Origin of the sequence: Actinotalea endophytica (assembly GCF_025717005.1) — a bacterium.
In the GTDB taxonomy this organism is placed as follows: domain Bacteria; phylum Actinomycetota; class Actinomycetes; order Actinomycetales; family Cellulomonadaceae; genus Actinotalea.
In genome coordinates this window covers 57,603-76,755 of sequence record NZ_JAOVZU010000002.1, presented here as the reverse complement: position 1 = coordinate 76,755, position 19,153 = coordinate 57,603, and the positions used below count along the sequence as shown (strand labels likewise).

Below are 19,153 nucleotides of genomic sequence, written 5' to 3'. Positions count from 1 at the left end.
TGGAATCCCGTGGCAGAGCGCGCGATCTTCGGCCGGTCGGACACTACGACGCGGCACATCTTCGTCACCGGGGGCGTTGCCTCCTCACTGGGCAAGGGACTGACGGCTTCGAGCCTCGGTCGTCTTCTCCGCTCCCGTGGCCTTCGAGTCACGATGCAGAAGCTCGATCCCTACCTCAACGTCGACCCCGGAACGATGAACCCGTTCCAGCACGGTGAGGTCTTCGTCACCGACGACGGGGCCGAGACCGACCTCGACATCGGGCACTACGAGCGGTTCCTCGACGTGCCGCTGTCCGCCCAGGCGAACGTGACCACCGGGCAGATCTACTCCTCGGTGATCGCCAAGGAGCGGCGCGGGGAGTACCTCGGCGACACGGTGCAGGTGATCCCGCACATCACCGACGAGATCAAGTCCCGGATGCGCGCTCAGGCGGGCTCCGACGTGGACGTGATCATCACCGAGATCGGCGGCACGGTCGGCGACATCGAGTCCCAGCCGTTCCTCGAGGCGGCCCGCCAGGTGCGCCACGACCTCGGTCGCGAGAACGTGTTCTTCCTGCACGTGTCGCTGGTGCCCTACATCGGGCCGAGCGGCGAGCTGAAGACCAAGCCGACCCAGCACTCCGTCGCCGCGCTGCGCTCGATCGGTATCCAGCCCGACGCGCTCGTGCTGCGCTGCGACCGCGACGTGCCCGAGTCGACCAAGCGCAAGATCGCGCTGTTCACCGACGTGGACGTGGAAGCGGTGGTGACTGCGGCGGACGCGCCGAGCATCTACGAGATCCCGCGGGTGCTGCACCGGGAGGGCCTGGACGCCTACGTCGTCCGGCGTCTCGACCTGCCGTTCCGCGACGTCGACTGGACGGCGTGGGACAAGGTCACGAACGCCGTGCAGCGGCCGTCCCACCAGGTGACGGTCGCGCTGGTGGGCAAGTACGTCGACCTGCCTGACGCGTACCTGTCGGTGACCGAGGCGCTCCGCGCGGGCGGCTTCGCGAACGCGGCCAAGGTGCAGGTCCGGTGGGTGCCCTCGGACACCTGCGCCACCCCCGAAGGGGCGGAGCGCGCGCTGGCCGGGGTCGACGCCGTGTGCATCCCCGGCGGGTTCGGTGTGCGTGGCATCGAGGGCAAGATCGGTGCGGCGCGCTGGGCGCGGACCCGCGGCGTCCCGACCCTGGGCCTGTGCCTGGGCATGCAGGTCATGGTGATGGAGTACGCGCGCTCAGTGCTCGGCCTCGACGGTGCGTCCTCGTCGGAGTTCGACGCGAACCCGGAGCACCCGGTGATCGCGACCATGGCGGAGCAGCAGGCGATCGTCGACGGTTCGGGCGACATGGGCGGCACCATGCGGCTCGGCGCGTACGAGGCGATCCTCACGCCGGGTTCGGTGACCGCGAAGGCCTACGGGGTCGAGCGCGTCCACGAGCGCCACCGCCACCGCTACGAGGTGAACAACGGCTACCGCGGTCGCCTCGAGGAGGCCGGCCTGGTCGTCTCGGGCGTGTCCCCGGACTCGTCGCTGGTCGAGTTCGTCGAGCTGCCCGCCGAGGTCCACCCGTACTACGTCGGGACCCAGGCACACCCGGAGTTCCAGAGCCGGCCGACCCGTGCCCACCCGCTGTTCGCCGGACTGGTCGCGGCCGCGCTGGCCCGCCAGGCGGAGGCGTGAGCCCCGAGCCGTCGGCCGACCTCGGCGACGCCGAGTCGGCGCTCGCGGACCGGGCGGCCTCCCGTCCCGTCCGGCGCAGCGAGAACGTGTACCAGGGGCGGAAGTTCGGCCTCGCGGTGGACGTCGTCGACCTGGGTGACGGCGGGGTCGTGACGCGGGAGTACCTCGACCACCCGGGTTCGGTGGCGGTGCTCGCGCTCGACGAGGCGGAGCGGGTGCTGCTGCTGCGCCAGTACCGCCACCCGGTGCGCGGCGAGCTGTGGGAGCTGCCGGCGGGCCTGCGCGACGAGCCGGGCGAGCCGGCGGTGCTGACCGCGGCGCGCGAGCTGGCCGAGGAGGCCGACGTCACGGCCGACCGCTGGTGGCACCTGGTGGACTACCTGGCCAGTCCCGGGTGCTCCAACGAGCGGGTCGAGGTGTTCCTCGCTCGTGGCCTGCGTCCGGTGCCCGAGGAGGACCGGCACCAACGGCACGCCGAGGAGCTCGACATGGTCGCGGTCTGGGTCCCGCTCGACGAGGCCGTGGCGGCGGTCCTGGGCCGTCGGGTGAGCAACCCCGCGGCGGTCGCCGGGCTGCTGGCGGCGCACGTGGCTCGCGGGGCCGGCTGGTCCGGCCTGGAGCCCGTGGACCCGTCCGGAGCCCGGTAGGGCGCTCGGCGCGGTCGGGTCCTAGGCGGCCGCGGCGGCCGGGGCCGGCGGGAGCGGGGTGTCAGCCGTGGCCGGGGCAGTGGGCCGCAGCGACACGACCTGGGCGCTCTGCAGCACCACGGTGAGGGCCGCACCGAGCATGTGCAGGCCCACGAGCACCTCGGGCAGGCCGAGGAAGTACTGCAGGTAGCCGACCGCGCCCTGCGCGAAGGCCAGCACGAGCAGGTCGGTCGTCCGTCGCAGCCCACCCACGACCGCCGGGTCGGCGTCGCGCCTGGCCAGCCGGCGAAGGTCGAGCGCCAGCGCGACGAGAGCGGCGAGGTAGAGCCACACCGCGAGCGAGTGCGCCCGGGTGACGAGGAGCGGGTCGACCGCGTACCGGTACGGGGCGTCGGCGTCGCCCGAGTGCGGGCCAGAGCCGGTCACCACCGTGCCCAGGGTCAGGACGACCGCCGAGAGCGGGATCAGGGCGAGCACGAGGGCGCGGGTCCGGCCGGTCACGGCCCAGCGGGCGCGCCCGTCGGGCACGCGCGAACGCAGCGCCAGGACCGTGGACGCGGCGACCAGCAGCATCGAGATCAGCAGGTGCGAACCGACCAGGGCGGGGTGCAGGTCCACCAGCACCGTCAGCCCGCCGATCACGGCCTGCACGAGGACCCCGAGCAGCGGCACCACGGCCAGGAACCGCAGCCACACCGACGTGCCCGGCCGTCGCCACACGACCCACAGCGCCGCCACCGCGAGCAGCACGAGCACACCGGTGAGCGTGCGGTTCCCGAACTCGATGTACGGGTGGAACGAGGTGGCCTCGTGGCGCACCGGCGTGAACTGCCCGGGCTCGCACTGGGGCCAGTCCGAGCACCCCAGGCCCGACCCGGTGAGCCGAACTGCTCCTCCGGTCACGATGATCCCGACCTGTCCGACGAGGTTGGCCCACAGCACGCGGCTGGTCCACGCGGGCGACGGCCGGGACAACGAGGCGAGGAGGCTCACGTGGTCAACCTACTTGGCCGAGGGTGTGACGCGCCGGTGCGCTCGGCCCGCCCGGCTGAGACCTGCGTGTCGCCGGTCGGCCGTCCGGGCGCGTGTCGTCGGTCGCATCCGGTCCTCGGCGCTCACGTCTGGTCGGCGCTCACGTCCAGCGGAACGTCCGGGCCACCAGCGTCGAGGCCGCGCCCGTCCAGATCACCAGCACCAGCACCGGGCCCCAGGCGATCCCCTGGCCGTCGAACGCCGCGCGGAGGCCTTCCCCGAGGGCACCGGACGGCAGCAGGCCGGCGAGCGCCGCGAGCGGGCCGGGGAGGAGGTCGACCGGCACCACGATCCCGCCGCCGACCAGGAGCAGCACCCACAGCAGGTTCGCCCCGGCCAGCACCGCCTCGGCGCGCACCGTCCCGGCCAGCAGCAGCGCGAGCGCGACGAACGCGGCCGTCCCGAGCACGAGCACGAGGGCGGCGCCGGCCACGCCGGTGGGCCGCCAGCCCAGCGCCACGGCCACGCCCGCGAGCAGGAGCACCTGGGCCGCCTCGACCGCCAGGACGGCGACCACCTTCCCGGCGACCAGTCCGGATCGGCCGAGTGGTGTGGTCGCGAGCAGCCGCAGGACCCCGGCGCGTCGGTCGAACGCGGTGCTGATCGCCTGCGACGTGAAGGACGTCGACATCACCGCGAGCGCCAGCACGCCCGGGGCCACGACGGCCATGCGGTCGGGCCCGAGGTCCACCAGGCTCGTCCGGCCGAGGACCACCAGCACGAGCATCGGGAGCACCAGGGTGAGCAGCAGCTGCTCCCCGTTGCGCACCAGGCCGCGGATCTCGAAGTCGGCGTGCGAGAGCACCCGACGCCAGGTCGGGGCGGGAGCGTGGTCCACCGGGGAGGCCGCGCCGGAGGATGCGGTCATCGCAGGCTCCGTCCGGTCAGCGTGAGCACGACCTCCTCGAGGGTGCGATGTCCGACGGCGACCTCGAGGATCTGCACGTCGTGCTGCAACGCCCAGCCGGTGACCTTGTGCAGCAGCGCCGGCGTCGGGGTGGCGCGGAGCTCGAGCAGACCGGCCGATGCGAGCACCGGAACCTTGAGCAGCCGCTGCAGGTCTGCGCGGAGCACCTCCGCGTTCCCGGCGATGCCGATCCGCAGTCCCTGTTCGGCGCCCATGAGCGACGCCGGGCTGCCCGCCGCCCGCACCAGCCCGGAGTCGAGGACCACGACGTGGTCGGCCAGCGCGGCCGCCTCCTCCGTGAGATGCGTCGTGAGCAGGATCGTGGTGCCGTCGGCGCGCAGCTCGCCGACGAGCTCGCGTACGGCGAGCCGGGCCTGCGGGTCCAGGCCGGCGGTCGGTTCGTCGAGCAGCAGGACCTCGGGTCGGCCGACCAGCGCTGCGGCCAGCGCCACGCGTTGGCGCTCGCCGCCGGACAGCCGTCGCACGGAGGTGCGTAGGACCCGGGTCAGGCCGAGGCGCTCGGTCAGCTCGCCGAGGTCGCGCGGCCGCGCGTGGAGGGCCGCCAGGTGCCGCAGCACCTGGCCCGCCGGCGCTGCGAGCGGGAGCCCCCCGTCCTGGAGCATGACGCCGACCCGGGTGCGTAGGGCGGGGTCGTCGGGGGAGCGGTCCAGCACGCGCAGCGTGCCTGCGTCCGGCCGGCGGAGCGCGACCGCACACTCCACGAGGGTGGTCTTGCCCGCCCCGTTCGGCCCGAGCAGTGCGGTCAGACGGCCCGGTTCGAGGGCGAGGTCCACACCGGCGAGCGCCTCGTGCTGGCCGTAGCGGACCACCAGCCCGGATGCGACGAGGCTCACGTGCGCCGAGTGTAGGCCCGTCGGACGGACCCCGAGTGCGCAGCGCCCGGCGCCATGTGAGGTTTGCCTTCGTTGCGTGGAATGATTTCGGCAACGACACTGTTGCCAATATCGGCCAGGCTTGATCAGCACGGGGGTGAGATGACCGAGACGACGGAGAGCGAGAGCTCCACCCGTGAGCGGATCCTGCACCTCGTCGTGGAGGCCGGACCGGTCTCGGTGCTGGACCTCGCGCACGACCTGAACCTCACCTCGGCCGGGGTGCGCCGGCACATCGCGGCGCGCGCGGCGGCCGGCCCGGCCCCCGCGCCCCCCGCCCGCCCCCCCGGGCCGGGCGGCCGCGGTCGCCCGGCCCGCCGCTACATCGCGACCCAGCGTGCCCAGGCGACGCTCGACTGCACCTATGCCGAGCTCGCCGGGCAGGCGCTCGCCCAGCTCGCCGAGGTCGCCGGCGAGCAGGCGGTCGACGACTTCGCGGAGCGGCGCGCGGCCGACCTCGAGCAGGTGCTCCGCCCGGCGCTCGTCGGCGCCGACCTCCGCGAGCGCACCGCGAGCCTGGCCCACGCGTTCTCGGACCAGGGCTACGCGGCCTCGGTCCGCTCGGTCCCCGGCGGGCGCGCGGTCCAGCTGTGCCAGGGGCACTGCCCGGTCCGTGACGTCGCGGCCACCTACCCGGCTCTCTGCGAGGCCGAGACCCGGATGATCTCCCGGTTGCTGGGCGTGCACGTCCAGCGGCTGTCCACGCTCGCCACCGGCGGGCACGTCTGCACGACCCACGTCCCGGTGCACGTCCCCGGGAACTCGACCGGCGCGGCCCTCCGGCCCGCCGACCCCAGCGGCCCGCACGTGGTCGCGGAAGGAGAGCGATGAGCGCATCGACCGAGCCGGCCACCACGCCCGCCGCCCCCACGTCCGACCAGGAGATCATCGAGTCGATCGGCTCGTACGGCTACGGCTGGCACGACTCCGACGCGGCCGGCGCGGCAGCGCGCCGCGGCCTCGACGAGGACGTGGTCCGGTACATCTCCGGCATCAAGGGCGAGCCCCAGTGGATGCTCGACTTCCGGCTGAAGTCGCTGCGGCTGTTCGGCAAGAAGCCGATGCCGCACTGGGGTGCCGACCTGTCGGGCATCGACTTCGACCACATCAAGTACTACGTCCGCTCGACCGAGAAGCAGGCCACCTCCTGGGAGGACCTGCCCGAGGACATCAAGCGCACCTACGACAAGCTCGGCATCCCGGAGGCGGAGAAGCAGCGCCTGGTGGCCGGCGTCGCCGCGCAGTACGAGTCCGAGGTGGTCTACCACCAGATCCGTGAGGACCTCGAGCAGCAGGGCGTCATCTTCCTGGACACCGACACCGCGCTGAAGGAGCACCCCGAGCTGTTCCGGGAGTACTTCGGCACCGTGGTGCCGCCCGGCGACAACAAGTTCGCCGCGCTGAACTCCGCCGTGTGGTCGGGCGGGTCGTTCATCTACGTCCCGCCGGGCGTCCACGTGGACATCCCGCTGCAGGCCTACTTCCGGATCAACACCGAGAACATGGGCCAGTTCGAGCGGACGCTGATCATCGCCGACGAGGGCTCCTACGTGCACTACGTCGAGGGCTGCACGGCGCCGATCTACTCGAGCGACTCGCTGCACTCGGCCGTCGTCGAGATCATCGTCAAGAAGAACGCGCGCGTCCGGTACACGACGATCCAGAACTGGTCGACCAACGTGTACAACCTGGTGACCAAGCGGGCGACCGCCGCCGAGGGCGCCACCATGGAGTGGGTCGACGGCAACATCGGCTCCAAGGTCACCATGAAGTACCCGGCGATCTACCTCATGGGCGAGCACGCCAAGGGCGAGACGCTGTCCATCGCGTTCTCCGGCACGGGCCAGCACCAGGACGCCGGCGCGAAGATGGTGCACGCCGCCCCGAACACCTCGAGCTCGATCGTGTCGAAGTCGGTCGCCCGCGGCGGTGGCCGGACCTCGTACCGCGGGCTCGTCCAGGTGCTCGAGGGCGCCGAGCGCTCCGCGTCGAACGTGCTGTGCGACGCCCTGCTGGTCGACCAGATCTCCCGGTCGGACACCTACCCCTACGTCGACGTGCGTGAGGACGACGTGTCCATGGGGCACGAGGCCACCGTGTCGAAGGTGAGCGAGGACCAGCTGTTCTACCTCATGTCGCGAGGCATGCCGGAGACCGAGGCGATGGCGATGATCGTGCGCGGGTTCGTCGAGCCGATCGCGCGCGAGCTCCCGATGGAGTACGCGCTCGAGCTGAACCGCCTGATCGAGCTGCAGATGGAGGGCTCGGTCGGCTGACCGAGACTCCCCACCGGACACCCACGAGAGAGACGTGATGACGACCGACACCTCCATGCCTGCCGGAACGCCCGCCGGGACGCCCGCCGGACTGACCACCGACCACAGCCGTGCGTCGGCCGACGGCGCGCACAGCCACGGCCTGCGGCCGAGCACCGTCCCGGAGTCCTCGCGCGCCGAGCGGCGTACCTCCTTCGACCCGGCGGACTTCCCCGTCCCGACCGGCCGCGAGGAGGAGTGGCGGTTCAGCCCGCTGGACCGGCTCAACCCCCTGTTCGACGCCACGAACGAGAAGCTCGCCGCGGGCGGCGTCCTGGTCACCGTCGTGAACCCGCCCGAGGTCACGGTCGAGATCGTCGGCCGCGAGGACCGCCGCCTGGGTACCGTCGGCCGGCCGGGAGACCGGACCGCCGCGACCGCGTGGTCGTCCTTCGCCGAGGCGACCGTCGTGACCGTGCCGCCGCAGGCCGTCGCCTCGGCCGCGACCAGCATCCGGATCGAGGGCGTGACCAGCGACGCCTCGGCCGCGCACCTGCTGATCCACGCGCGCGAGCTCAGCGAGGCCGTCGTGGTGCTCGACCACGTGGGCGCGGCGACGCTCGCCGAGACCGTGGAGATCCGCGTCGAGGACGGCGCCCACCTGACCGTGGTGTCCATCCAGGACTGGGACACCGGTTCGGTCCACGCGTCCGCGCACCGCACGGTGGTCGGCCGGGACGCCACCCTCAAGCACGTCGTGGTGACGCTCGGCGGCGACGTCGTACGGATCACGCCGGACGCGGAGTTCTCCGGCGAGGGCGGCAACATCGAGTCGCTCGGGCTGTACTTCGCCGACGCGAACCAGCACCAGGAGCACCGGCTCTTCATCGACCACAACGTGCCGCAGTGCCGGTCCCGGGTGACCTACAAGGGTGCGCTGCAGGGCGAGTCGGCCCGCACCGTGTGGGTGGGCGACGTGCTCATCCAGGCCCACGCCGAGGGCACCGACACCTACGAGCTGAACCGCAACCTGGTGCTCACCGACGGTGCCCGTGCCGACTCGGTGCCGAACCTCGAGATCGAGACCGGCGAGATCGAGGGCGCCGGGCACGCGAGCGCGACCGGCCGGTTCGACGACGAGCAGCTCTTCTACCTGATGGCCCGTGGCATCCACGAGGTCGACGCCCGCCGGCTCGTGGTCCGCGGCTTCTTCGCCGAGCTCGTCCAGCAGATCGGCGTGCCCGAGGTCGAGGAGCGCCTGCTCGCCGGCATCGAGCGCGAGCTGGAGACCAGCATGAAGCTCATCGAGGCGGCCTCGTGAGCAGTCACGAGGCGTGCCGTCTCGCCGACCTCGCGCCGGGCAGCGCGCTGCGGGTCGAGGTGGCGGGTGACTCCGGCACGGTCGAGGTCGCGGTGGTCCGCGCCGACGACGGTTCGGTGTACGCGATCTCCGACATCTGCTCCCACGGGCAGGTCTCGCTGTCCGACGGCGAGGTCGAGGGCCACCACATCGAGTGCTGGCTGCACGGGTCGATGTTCGACCTGCGCACCGGCGCTCCGCAGGCCCTGCCCGCCACCAAGCCCGTCCCCGTCTACCCCGTGACCGTCGACGGCGAGCGTGTGCTCGTCGAGGTCCCCTGACATCCCAGACAGACCCGAGAGGAACCGCATGTCCACCCTGGAGATCCGCGACCTGCACGTCAGCGTCGAGACCAAGGAAGGCGCCAAGCCGATCCTGCGCGGCGTCGACCTGACGATCAGCGCCGGCCAGACGCACGCGATCATGGGCCCGAACGGCTCCGGCAAGTCCACGCTGGCGTACTCGCTCGCCGGCCACCCGAAGTACCAGATCACCGGCGGCACCGTGCTGCTCGACGGCGAGGACGTCCTTGCGATGACGGTCGACGAGCGTGCCCGCGCCGGCATGTTCCTGGCCATGCAGTACCCGGTCGAGGTGCCTGGCGTGACGGTCTCGAACTTCCTGCGCACCGCCAAGACCGCGCTGGACGGCCAGGCGCCGGCCCTGCGCCACTGGGTCAAGGACGTCAAGACCGCCATGGAGCAGCTGCGGATGGACCCCGCGTTCGCCGACCGCAACGTCAACGAGGGCTTCTCCGGTGGCGAGAAGAAGCGCCACGAGATCCTCCAGATGGAGCTCCTCGCGCCGAAGATCGCGATCCTCGACGAGACCGACTCCGGTCTGGACGTCGATGCGCTCCGGATCGTGTCGGAGGGCATCAACCGCGTCCGGGAGAGCGGTGACGTGGGCGTCATGCTGATCACCCACTACACCCGGATCCTGCGCTACGTGCAGCCGGACTTCGTGCACGTGTTCGTCGACGGCCGGATCGCCGAAGAGGGTGGCCCGGAGCTCGCCGAGCAGCTCGAGGCCGAAGGCTACGACCGCTTCCTCGCGAAGGCCTGAGCCTCTCGCACCGCACACACCCCGCATCCCCCGGAGGCCCTGATGACGACGGCAGCACTGAGCGCCGGTGAGCTCGCGGCGGTCCGCGCGGACTTCCCGCTGCTCGGTCGCGGGCTGCGCGGCGGTCGCCCGCTGGTCTACCTCGACTCGGCGGCGACCTCGCAGAAGCCCGAGGTGGTGATCGACGCCGAGCTCGACTTCTACAGCCAGCGCAACGCCGCGGTGCACCGCGGCGCCCACCAGCTGGCCGAGGAGGCGACCGAGGCCTACGAGCAGGCGCGCGCCGAGGTGGCCGCCCTGGTCGGCGTGCCGGCCCGCGAGCTCGTCTGGACCTCGGGAGCGACGGCCGGGATCAACCTCCTCGCCTACGCGATGTCCAACGCCTCGCTGGGCCGCGGCGGCGAGGCGGCCCGGGCGCTCGCGCTCGGTCCCGGTGACGAGATCGTCGTGACGGAGGCCGAGCACCACGCGAACCTCGTGCCCTGGCAGGAGCTGTGCGCACGGACGGGCGCGACGCTGCGATGGATCGGCGTCGACGACGACGGTCGCCTCCGGCTGGACGAGCTGGCCACTGTGGTGGGCGACCGCACACGCGTGGTCGCCGTGTCGCACGCCTCGAACGTCACCGGTGCCGTCACGGACGTGCGGACCGTCGTGGCCCGGGCGCGTGAGGTCGGAGCCTTCGTGTTCCTGGACGCGTGCCAGTCGGTACCGCACCTGCCGGTGGACCTGCCCTCCCTCGGGGTGGACGCTGCGGCCTTCTCCGGGCACAAGATGCTCGGTCCCACCGGCGTCGGTGCGCTGTGGGCGAGGCGGTCGCTGCTGGAGGCCATGCCGCCGTTCCTGACCGGTGGCTCGATGGTCGAGGTCGTCACGATGGAGACCACCACCTACGCCGCTCCGCCGCAGCGGTTCGAGGCGGGCACGCAGATGGTTGCGCAGGCGGTCGGGATGGGCGCCGCCGCCCGGTACCTGCGCGAGCTCGGGATGGCTGCGGTCGCCGAGCACGAGGCCACCCTGACCCGGGCGCTGCTCGACACGGTCGCCGCGGTGCCCGGGGTGCGCGTGATCGGTCCGACCGACCCGACCGACCGCCTCGCGGTGGTCTCGTTCGTGGTCGACGGCGTGCACGCTCACGACGTCGGTCAGGTGCTCGACGACGCGGGTGTCGCGGTGCGGGTCGGCCACCACTGCGCGCAGCCGCTGCACCGCCGGTTCGGCGTCGCGGCCACGGCTCGCGCCTCGGCGTCGGTGTACACGACGATCGACGAGGTGGCGGCGTTCGGCGAGGCCCTTGCGCACGTCCGACCCTTCTTCGGCCTGGGAGGTGCCGCATGAGCTCGGCGATGGAGCAGCTGTACCAGCAGCTCATCCTCGACCACGCGAAGCACCCGCACGCCAAGGGGCTGGTGGACGGCGCGGCGGCGGAGTCGCACCAGGTCAACACGACCTGCGGCGACGAGGTCACGCTGCGGGTGCACCTGGACGACGGCACGCTCGAGAGGGTGTCCTGGGAGGGGCAGGGGTGCTCCATCTCGCAGGCGTCGATCTCGGTGATGTCCGAGCTGGTCGAGGGCACGTCGGTGGACGAGGCCGAGCAGCTCGGTGAGACCTTCCGGGCCTTGATGCGCTCGCGTGGTGAGGGGTTGTCGGACGAGCTGGAGGATCAGCTCGGCGACGCGACGGCCTTCACCGGCGTCGCGCAGTTCCCGGCCCGGATCAAGTGCGCGCTGCTCGGCTGGGCGGCGCTGCGCGACGCGTTGGCCCAGGCCGGCGTCGCGACGAACGAGGAGGATGCATGAGCCCGGTTTCGGTGGCCGACGTCGAGGAGGCGATGCGCGACGTCATCGACCCCGAGCTCGGCATCAACGTGGTGGACCTCGGCCTGGTCTACGGCGTGGTCGTCGACCAGAACAACCACGCGGTGATCGACATGACGCTGACCTCGGCGGCGTGCCCGCTGACGGACGTCATCGAGGACCAGTCGGCGGCAGTGCTCGAGGGTCTGGTCGACGGCTTCCGGATCAACTGGGTGTGGATGCCGCCGTGGGGGCCCGACAAGATCACCGACGAGGGCCGCGAGCAGCTGCGCGCGCTCGGCTTCAACGTCTGACCGGCCGACCCGTCAGCTCCTGACCGGCCGGTCGGCCGGCGTCTCGCCGAGGCCTCGCGCCGCGAGGGCCTCTCCGGTGGCCCGCGCGCGGCCGACCGTGCGCACCGCGAGCGGCACGAGCAGGGCGCGGGGCGACCGCTCGAGCCCCCGTGCCCGCGCGGCGTCCCGGGTCTCGCCGGCGAGCGTGGCGAGGGCAGGCATGGTGCGCAGCATGAGCGAGATCGCCAGCGAGACGGCCTCCGGGTCCACCCCGACGCGGCGCAGCGGGCGCAGTGTCCGCACCGCCGCGTCGAGCAGCACGTCGGCCCGGGTGGTCGCGGTGACCACGGTCGCAGCGAGCACGAGCGAGAGCAGGTCCGCGCCGACCTCGACGCCGACCTCCCACCCCCGCTGCCAGGTCTGGTAGGCGGCGACCAGCACGGCCGTGACGAGGGCGGGCAGCACGCCCCGCAGGGTCGCGCGCCACGGCAGCCGGGCGAGCGCGGCCAGCCCGATCACGGCGGCGAGCACGGCGAGCGCCGACCACGGTCCGCGCAGCACGACGAGTGCCACCCCGAGCGCGGCGAGACCGCCCAGCCTCAGCCACAGCGGGGCGCGATGCACCAGCGAGGTGCCCGGTCGGTAGAGCCCGGCCGGGTCGAGCCAGCTCACGGCGCGGCCATCCGGTCGCGGTACTCCGCCACGGCGTCCAGCGGAGGGCCGTCGACCACGACCCGGCCACCGTCGACCACGAGCACCCGGTCGGCTCGCGCCGCCGCGTCGAGGTCGTGCGTGACGAGCAGGACCTGGGCGTCCACCTCGTCCAGCAGGCCGTCGACCACGCGACGCCACCGCAGGTCGAGCAGCGTGGTCGGCTCGTCGCAGACCAGGATCTCGGGTTCGGTGGCGAGCACCCCGGCGAGCGCGAGCAGCTGCTTCTGCCCACCGGACAGGGCGTGCACCGGTGTCTCGGCGTGGCCGGCGAGGCCGATCCGGGCCAGCACGGCGCGGGCCCGGGCGTCCCGCTCACGTGCGTCTCGCACCGATGCCCGCAGCGAGAGCGCGACGTCCTCCACCGCGGTCGGCATGACCAGCTGCGCGTCGGGATCGGTGAAGACGAAGCCGACCCGGGCTCGGACCTGCGGGCCGTGCGTGGCCACGTCGAGGCCGAGCGTGCGCACCCGCCCGCTGGTCACCGGGCGCAGCCCGTTCACGAGCCGGGCGAGGGTCGACTTCCCGGAGCCGTTGGCGCCGATCAACGCGACGCGTCGTTCGGTGAGGGTGCACGTCGTGGGGTGCAGGAGCACCCGGTCGGCATCGCCGGACCGGACGGTGACCCCGGCGGCGTCGAGCTCGATCACCGCCGAAGGAGGTCTGGGAAGGCGCGGTGCACCGCGCTCGCCACGACGGCTGCGAGCACCAGCTTGACCAGGTCGAACGGGATGAACACCGCGTTGATGGCGATGCCCTCGGCCAGCGAGACACCGATCCTGGCGGCGAGCACGGGCACGCCGACGAGGTAGATCAGCAGCGTGCCGAGCAGCCCGCCGAGCAGCGACCCGACGAAGGCGGGGGCGCTGCTGCGGAGCCACGCCGGGCGACGTCCGTCTCGTGCGGCGGAGCTCCGGCGCGAGCGCACCGCGCGCTCCACGACGAGGCCGGTCACCGCCGCCGCGAACGGGAAGGCCAGCAGGTAGCCGAGCGTCACCTTGCCGAACGTGGCGAGCCCACCGGTGCCCTCGGCGAAGATCGGCAGGCCGGCGAACCCCACGAGCAGGTAGAGCGCCACGGCGAGCATGCCCCGGCGCGCGCCGAGCACAGCCCCCACGAGCAGGACCGCGAAGGTCTGCAGCGTGATCGGCGCGCCGGCCGGGCCGACCGGGATGGCGAGCAGCGAGCACACCGCCACGAGGGCGGCGCCCGTCCCGATGAGGGCGAGGTCGGTCGCTGCCAGGGCGCGAGGGGTCGGTGCGGCGTCGTCGGTCACGTGGCCTCCTGTCGGCGGGCGCCGGTGCGGTGCGGGGACGTCGGTCGAGGGCGCTGGACTATCCGGTGGCCCGGGGCCGGATCACCGTGGCAACCTCGGGTTGGTCCCCGTGAGGCTAGCCGGTCGTAGGATGAGCGTCGCCTGTGCCGGGCGACAGAACGCCATCGTGCCGCTCGGAGGAAACCGCAGTGATCACCGCCCACGACGTGGAGCTCCGGGTCGGCGCCCGCGTGCTGCTGCACGCCTCCTCGTTCCGCATCGCCGCGGGAGACCGGATCGGTCTGGTCGGACGCAACGGCGCCGGCAAGACCACGCTGACCAAGGCCCTGGCCGGGCAGGGGCAGGTCACCGCGGGCCGCGTGGTCCTCGGGGGCGACGTCGGCTACCTGCCCCAGGACCCCCGCACCGGGGACCTCCAGGTCACCGCGCTGGACCGGATCCTCTCGGTGCGGGGCCTGGACCACATCGTCCGGTCGATGCGCGAGACCGAGGGCCGGATGGCCTCGGCCGACGACGGGACCCGCGACGAGGCGATGGCCCGGTACGCCCGCCTCGAGGCTCGGTTCACGGCCGCCGGTGGCTACGCGGCGGAGAGCGAGGCGAGCCGGATCGCCGCGAACCTCGGCCTGCCCGAGCGGGTCCTCGCCCAGCAGCTCGGCACCCTCTCCGGCGGCCAGCGCCGACGCGTGGAGCTGGCCCGGATCCTGTTCTCCGGTGCCCAGACGCTGCTGCTCGACGAGCCGACGAACCACCTGGACGCCGACTCGATCGCGTGGCTCCGCGACTTCCTCGCGGTCTACCCCGGTGGCCTGCTGGTGATCAGCCACGACGTGGGTCTGGTGCGCACGGTCGTGAACAAGGTCTTCCACCTCGATGCGAACCGGGCCGAGCTCGACCAGTACAACCTGGGCTGGGACGCGTACCTCCTGCAGCGGGAGACCGACGAGCGGCGCCGCAAGCGGGAACGCGCGAACGCGGAGAAGAAGGCCGCTGCCCTGATGGCCCAGGCGGACAAGATGCGCGCCAAGGCCACCAAGGCCGTCGCGGCCCAGAACATGGCGCGCCGCGCCGAGCGGCTGCTGTCGGGCCTGGAGTCGGAGCGCCAGTCCGACAAGGTCGCCCACCTGCGCTTCCCGGAGCCGGCGGCGTGCGGGCGCACCCCGCTGACGGCGACCGGGCTGAGCAAGTCGTACGGGTCGCTCGAGGTCTTCACCGACGTGGACCTCGCGGTGGACCGGGGGAGCCGGGTCGTCGTGCTCGGGCTGAACGGTGCCGGCAAGACGACGCTGCTGCGCCTGCTCGCCGGGATCGAGCGGCCGGACACCGGCGAGGTGCAGCCGGGGCACGGGCTCAAGCTCGGCTACTACGCGCAGGAGCACGAGACGCTGGACAGCTCGGTGACGGTGGTGGAGAACCTCCGCCATGCCGCGCCCGACCTCACCGACACCCAGGTGCGTTCCGTGCTCGGCTCGTTCCTGTTCTCCGGCGACGACGCCGACAAGCCGACGTCGGTGCTCTCGGGTGGTGAGAAGACTCGTCTCGCCCTGGCAACGCTCGTCGTCTCCTCGGCGAACGTGCTGCTGCTCGACGAACCGACGAACAACCTCGACCCCGCGAGCCGTGCCGAGGTGCTCGGCGCGCTGCACCAGTACACCGGCGCGGTGGTCATGGTCACCCACGACGAAGGAGCCGTTTCCGCTCTTGGTCCGGAACGGGTGGTGCTCCTGCCCGATGGGGACGAAGATCTATGGAGCGACGACTACGCGGACCTCATCGCGCTCGCGTGAGTCGCTCCCGGGGTCGATCGCCCCGGGGCCACCTGTTGTGCCAGGAGGACCAGATGAGCTCGAAGCTCCCGAAGGGATCGCGCATCACCGGTACCGGGCGCACGGACCTGGCCGGCTCCCTCGTGCAGCGCTACTCGAAGGGGGAGTCGATCCGTTCGATCGCCGACGACATCGGGCGTTCGTACGGCTTCGTCCACGGCCTGCTCGCGGAGTCCGGCGTGACGATGCGTAGCCGCGGTGGCGCGACCCGAGGCAAGGCCGCCGAGGAACGTCGCGCCGCGCTGAAGAAGGGCTGAACAGAGGGTGCAGGGGGCGCCGGCGACGGGCACCGTCAGCTGAGGGTGCCCCTCGCCGCGCGCTCCTGCGCGTCGAGGATCGCGTCCTCCTCCTGCTCCGCGCTGCTGCGGACGCGGGCCGGACGCGGCGAGTCCTCTCCGCGCCGCAGGAGGATCACCGCACCGACGAGGGCGCCGGCGGCGAAGACCCACCACTGGAAGGCGTAGGAGAGATGGGGTCCCAGGTCGGTGCTCGGCCGCTCGAGCGGGCCGAGACCGGCCGGGGCCGCGCCGTTCTCGGTCACGGCCTGGCCGTACGCGTCGACCGCGTCGCCCCGCCACGGCTGTACGGCCGCGGCCCGGGCCTCCTCCGGGTCGATCGACTGCACCTGTCCGATCGGTGCGTCCCTGCCGGAGAGCCCCTCGGCCTGCCGTAGCCGCACCACGAGGTCGACCGTGCCGGTGGGAGCCTCGGGGACGTCGGGCACCACGGACGCCTCCCCGCCGGACGCCAGCCACCCGCGGTCCACGAGCAGCACCTGACCCGCGAGCGGTCCGGTGCTGATCTCGAACGGGCTCAGCACGTGGAACCCGACCTGTCCGTCGACCGGACGGTTGCGCAGCAGCACCTCGGCGTCGGGCAGGTACCGCCCCTCCACGCCGACCGGTCGCCAGACCTGGTCGTCGGGCACCGGGCCGCCGTCGGGCAGGGCCTCGTCGATCGGCACGGGCGTCGCGTCCGTCCAGGACAGGAGCACGGCGACCGCGGCGCTGCGTGCCACGTGCCGGTGCCACTGCCACAGACCGAGCATCGTGCACGCGGCAGCGACCAGGCTCGCGACACCGAGCGTCGCGACGACCCGCCGCCAGTCGCTCACCGTGCGCTCACCCGTCACCCTCGCCCAGGTCGCCGACCGGCACGGTGTCCCGCCAGAAGGAGCGGGCCTCGAGGTGCCGCTCCAGGTGCGGGCGATGGTCGTCGCACGCGAGCCAGACCTTGCGGCGCTCGGGCGTGTGCAGCGCGGGGTTGTTCCAGCGCACCCCCCAGACGGCCGGCGCGCGGCAGCCCTTCGCGCTGCAGATCAGGTCCCCGTCGTCCATCGTGTGCCTTTCGGTGCGTTCCGCGGCGATCAGCGGTGCTCGGGCGGTGCCTCGAGGTGCCGCGGCTCCACGAACGTACCGGGATCCTCGCCGGGCCCACGACCCGCGTTGGCGAGCACGACCGCGACGTAGGGCAGGACCACCGCGCCGACCAGCAGCAGCCACCGCGTCCAGTGGTCGATGAAGGCGGCGCCGAGGAAGCACACGATGCGGATCGACATCTGCAGCAGGTAGCGGTGCGTGCGCCGTGCGAGGTCGTCGGTGAGGGGCTCGCGCGCGTCCGTGATCCGGTGCACCTCCTCGGTGCGCCGGTCCCGGTCGGAGCCGGTCCTCGTCACCGCCACAGGCTACGTCCGGGCTGGTCGCACCGCCCCCGCAGGCACGGTGGCCCCGGCTCGGCCGTCGACCTCGTGGGCCTCGACGTGCCGTCCGTGCCCGGTCCGGTACGGTCTGGCACTGACCCGACGCCCGTCGGGAACGGAGGAGGTGCCGCGTGACCGCGCAGCGCAGCGTGCTCATCACGGGCGGCAGCAGAGGGATCGGTCGTGCGATCGCCGAGAGGTTCGTCGCCGCCGGGGACAAGGTCGCGTCGCTGGACCGCACCGGGAACGTGCCCGAGGGTGTGCTGTCGGTCCGCGGCGACGTGACGGACACGGCATCGGTCGACGCCGCGTTCGCTGCGGCCGAGGCCGCGCACGGCCCGGTGGAGGTGCTCGTCGCGAACGCCGGCATGACCCGCGACCAGCTCCTGATCCGGATGACCGACGAGGACTTCGACCAGGTGATCGACGTCAACCTCACGGGCGTCTTCCGCTGCGTGCGACGCGCGACCACGCCGATGCTACGGATGAAGCGCGGCCGCATCGTCCTGATCTCCTCGGTGGTCGGGCTGTACGGCGGCCAGGGCCAGGTGAACTACGCCGCGTCGAAGGCAGCCCTGGTCGGCATCGCGCGGTCGTTGACCCGTGAGGTCGGGTCACGAGGGATCACCGCCAACGTCGTCGCGCCGGGCTTCATCAACACAGACATGACCGCGGCGCTGCCCGAGGAGCGGCAGGCCGCCTACCGGGCGGCTATCCCGGCGGGCCGGTTCGCCGAGCCCGACGAGGTCGCCTCCGTCGTCGAGTTCCTGGCCTCGGCCGGCGCCGGCTACATCAGCGGTGCGGTCGTACCGGTCGACGGCGGCCTCGGCATGGGGCACTGACGCCCGCCCGGGCGTCGCGCGACCGCGTACCGGCGCCACCCCCCTGACCCGGACCGCCCCCCGACGGGTACGGTCGGACCACCGGCACTGCGAGGAAGGACCCGACGTGGCTCTGCTGGACGGAAAGACGGTGCTGGTCACCGGCGTGCTCACGGAGGGCTCGATCGCCTTCCACGTGGCACGCCTGGCCCAGCTCGAGGGTGCTCAGGTCGTGCTCAGCTCGTTCGGGCGCCAGGCGCGTCTGACCGCGGCGATCGCCAAGCGCCTGCCGACCGAGGCACCCGTCGTGCAGCTCGACGTGACCGACGACGACGACCTCGCGGCCCTGGCCGAGCGGGTGGGGGAGCACGCGGACCACCTGGACGGCGTGGTGCACTCGATCGGCTTCGCCCCCCAGTCGGTGATGGGCGGCAACTTCCTGGCCGGCGAGTGGCCGGACGTGGCGACCGCGATGCAGATCTCGGCCTTCTCGCTGAAGTCCCTCGCGGTCGCGGCCCGGCCGCTGCTGCGCCACGGGGGCTCGATCGTCGGTCTGACCTTCGACGCGTCGTTCGCCTGGCCGGTCTACGACTGGATGGGTGTCGCGAAGGCGGCGTTCGAGTCGACGGCGCGCTACCTCGCGCGCGACCTCGGACCGGACGGTGTCCGGGTCAACCTGGTCTCGGCGGGGCCGATCCGCACCACGGCGGCGAAGTCGATCCCCGGGTTCGAGGTGATGGAGGGGGGCTGGCCCGAGCGGGCACCGCTCGGCTGGGACGTGTCCGACCCGGTCCCGACGGCCCGCGCCGTCGCGGCCCTGCTGTCCGACTGGTTCCCGGCCACGACCGGCGAGATCGTGCACGTCGACGGCGGCGTGCACGCGATGGGCCAGTGAGCC

23 protein-coding genes are annotated in these 19,153 nt (G+C 72.9%); 14 read left to right on the top strand and 9 right to left on the bottom strand.

The features are described from left to right. The first annotated feature begins 9 nt into the window (after positions 1-9). Positions 10-1,671: a CTP synthase gene (gene pyrG / locus OEB99_RS03485; protein WP_263508367.1), complete on the top strand. Its 1,662-nt coding sequence runs from the start codon at positions 10-12 to the stop codon at positions 1,669-1,671. After that, entirely contained in the window at positions 1,668-2,318 is a 651-nt protein-coding gene (locus tag OEB99_RS03480; protein WP_263508366.1) for an NUDIX domain-containing protein, read from the top strand. Before pyrG ends, OEB99_RS03480 begins: the two co-directional genes overlap by 4 nt. Before the next feature lie 21 nt (positions 2,319-2,339). Here the strand turns inward: OEB99_RS03480 and OEB99_RS03475 are convergent, their stop codons facing one another. The 3 genes from OEB99_RS03475 to OEB99_RS03465 all read right to left on the bottom strand — a co-directional run bounded on the left by OEB99_RS03475 (position 2,340) and on the right by OEB99_RS03465 (position 5,111). After that, positions 2,340-3,311: a COX15/CtaA family protein gene (locus OEB99_RS03475; RefSeq protein WP_263508364.1), complete on the bottom strand. Its 972-nt coding sequence runs from the start codon at positions 3,309-3,311 to the stop codon at positions 2,340-2,342. A 139-nt stretch (positions 3,312-3,450) separates the two neighbouring features. After that, on the bottom strand, positions 3,451-4,218 hold the full coding sequence (locus OEB99_RS03470; protein ID WP_263508362.1) for an ABC transporter permease: 768 nt from the start codon (positions 4,216-4,218) through the stop codon (positions 3,451-3,453). Further along, positions 4,215-5,111 carry an ABC transporter ATP-binding protein gene (locus OEB99_RS03465; RefSeq protein ID WP_263508361.1) on the bottom strand — a complete coding sequence of 299 codons (897 nt, stop codon included), beginning with the start codon at positions 5,109-5,111 and terminating at the stop codon, positions 4,215-4,217. Before OEB99_RS03465 ends, OEB99_RS03470 begins: the two co-directional genes overlap by 4 nt. Positions 5,112-5,252: 141 nt before the next feature. Between OEB99_RS03465 and OEB99_RS03460 the strand changes: the two genes are divergently transcribed. From OEB99_RS03460 to OEB99_RS03425, 8 genes are read left to right on the top strand one after another with little or no spacing between them, the layout of a single operon-like run. Continuing rightward, positions 5,253-5,981: a helix-turn-helix transcriptional regulator gene (locus OEB99_RS03460; RefSeq protein ID WP_263508360.1), complete on the top strand. Its 729-nt coding sequence runs from the start codon at positions 5,253-5,255 to the stop codon at positions 5,979-5,981. Continuing rightward, a complete protein-coding gene (gene sufB, locus OEB99_RS03455; RefSeq protein WP_263508358.1) occupies positions 5,978-7,426 on the top strand; it encodes a Fe-S cluster assembly protein SufB in 1,449 nt (482 codons plus the stop codon). The genes OEB99_RS03460 and sufB overlap by 4 nt, the downstream gene beginning before the upstream one ends. 37 nt (positions 7,427-7,463) lie before the next feature. Further along, on the top strand, positions 7,464-8,726 hold the full coding sequence (sufD, locus tag OEB99_RS03450) for a Fe-S cluster assembly protein SufD (RefSeq protein ID WP_263508357.1): 1,263 nt from the start codon (positions 7,464-7,466) through the stop codon (positions 8,724-8,726). Beyond that, positions 8,723-9,046 (top strand): Rieske (2Fe-2S) protein, encoded by a 324-nt coding sequence (locus tag OEB99_RS03445; protein WP_263508356.1) that lies wholly within the window; start codon positions 8,723-8,725, stop codon positions 9,044-9,046. The genes sufD and OEB99_RS03445 overlap by 4 nt, the downstream gene beginning before the upstream one ends. Positions 9,047-9,074: 28 nt before the next feature. Next, entirely contained in the window at positions 9,075-9,830 is a 756-nt protein-coding gene (sufC, locus tag OEB99_RS03440) for a Fe-S cluster assembly ATPase SufC (protein ID WP_263508355.1), read from the top strand. A 42-nt stretch (positions 9,831-9,872) separates the two neighbouring features. Further along, complete coding sequence (locus OEB99_RS03435; RefSeq protein ID WP_263508354.1) at positions 9,873-11,168, top strand: SufS family cysteine desulfurase; 1,296 nt, start codon at positions 9,873-9,875, stop codon at positions 11,166-11,168. Then, the gene (sufU, locus tag OEB99_RS03430) at positions 11,165-11,632 is read left to right on the top strand and encodes a Fe-S cluster assembly sulfur transfer protein SufU (protein WP_263508353.1); all 468 of its coding nucleotides are present in this window, start codon (positions 11,165-11,167) and stop codon (positions 11,630-11,632) included. The genes OEB99_RS03435 and sufU overlap by 4 nt, the downstream gene beginning before the upstream one ends. After that, the gene (locus OEB99_RS03425) at positions 11,629-11,943 is read left to right on the top strand and encodes a metal-sulfur cluster assembly factor (protein WP_263508352.1); all 315 of its coding nucleotides are present in this window, start codon (positions 11,629-11,631) and stop codon (positions 11,941-11,943) included. Before sufU ends, OEB99_RS03425 begins: the two co-directional genes overlap by 4 nt. 12 nt (positions 11,944-11,955) lie before the next feature. On the opposite strand, the gene OEB99_RS03420 is transcribed toward OEB99_RS03425, so the two are convergent. The 3 genes from OEB99_RS03420 to OEB99_RS03410 are packed head-to-tail and all read right to left on the bottom strand — an operon-like array spanning position 11,956 to position 13,909. Then, positions 11,956-12,594, bottom strand: coding sequence for an energy-coupling factor transporter transmembrane component T family protein (locus OEB99_RS03420; protein ID WP_263508351.1), 639 nt, complete (start codon positions 12,592-12,594; stop codon positions 11,956-11,958). Beyond that, the gene (locus OEB99_RS03415; RefSeq protein WP_263508350.1) at positions 12,591-13,283 is read right to left on the bottom strand and encodes an energy-coupling factor ABC transporter ATP-binding protein; all 693 of its coding nucleotides are present in this window, start codon (positions 13,281-13,283) and stop codon (positions 12,591-12,593) included. The genes OEB99_RS03420 and OEB99_RS03415 overlap by 4 nt, the downstream gene beginning before the upstream one ends. After that, positions 13,280-13,909: a biotin transporter BioY gene (locus OEB99_RS03410; protein WP_263508349.1), complete on the bottom strand. Its 630-nt coding sequence runs from the start codon at positions 13,907-13,909 to the stop codon at positions 13,280-13,282. Before OEB99_RS03410 ends, OEB99_RS03415 begins: the two co-directional genes overlap by 4 nt. A gap of 188 nt (positions 13,910-14,097) precedes the next feature. Here OEB99_RS03410 and OEB99_RS03405 point away from each other — a divergent pair, with 188 nt between their 5' ends. Next, positions 14,098-15,696: an ABC-F family ATP-binding cassette domain-containing protein gene (locus OEB99_RS03405; RefSeq protein ID WP_263508348.1), complete on the top strand. Its 1,599-nt coding sequence runs from the start codon at positions 14,098-14,100 to the stop codon at positions 15,694-15,696. A gap of 53 nt (positions 15,697-15,749) precedes the next feature. Beyond that, a complete protein-coding gene (locus OEB99_RS03400; RefSeq protein ID WP_263508347.1) occupies positions 15,750-15,992 on the top strand; it encodes a helix-turn-helix domain-containing protein in 243 nt (80 codons plus the stop codon). 35 nt (positions 15,993-16,027) lie between these two features. Here the strand turns inward: OEB99_RS03400 and OEB99_RS03395 are convergent, their stop codons facing one another. From OEB99_RS03395 to OEB99_RS03385, 3 genes are read right to left on the bottom strand one after another with little or no spacing between them, the layout of a single operon-like run. Further along, complete coding sequence (locus OEB99_RS03395; RefSeq protein ID WP_263508345.1) at positions 16,028-16,849, bottom strand: SURF1 family cytochrome oxidase biogenesis protein; 822 nt, start codon at positions 16,847-16,849, stop codon at positions 16,028-16,030. A 7-nt stretch (positions 16,850-16,856) separates the two neighbouring features. Next, positions 16,857-17,072, bottom strand: a complete 216-nt coding sequence (locus OEB99_RS03390) for a hypothetical protein (RefSeq protein WP_263508344.1) — start codon at positions 17,070-17,072, stop codon at positions 16,857-16,859. Positions 17,073-17,101: 29 nt separating this feature from the next. Then, the gene (locus tag OEB99_RS03385; RefSeq protein ID WP_263508343.1) at positions 17,102-17,410 is read right to left on the bottom strand and encodes a DUF3099 domain-containing protein; all 309 of its coding nucleotides are present in this window, start codon (positions 17,408-17,410) and stop codon (positions 17,102-17,104) included. A gap of 155 nt (positions 17,411-17,565) precedes the next feature. Between OEB99_RS03385 and fabG the strand changes: the two genes are divergently transcribed. After that, positions 17,566-18,276, top strand: a complete 711-nt coding sequence (gene fabG / locus OEB99_RS03380; RefSeq protein ID WP_263508342.1) for a 3-oxoacyl-ACP reductase FabG — start codon at positions 17,566-17,568, stop codon at positions 18,274-18,276. 106 nt (positions 18,277-18,382) lie between these two features. After that, positions 18,383-19,150 carry an enoyl-ACP reductase FabI gene (fabI, locus tag OEB99_RS03375; protein ID WP_263508341.1) on the top strand — a complete coding sequence of 256 codons (768 nt, stop codon included), beginning with the start codon at positions 18,383-18,385 and terminating at the stop codon, positions 19,148-19,150. Positions 19,151-19,153 lie beyond the last annotated feature (3 nt).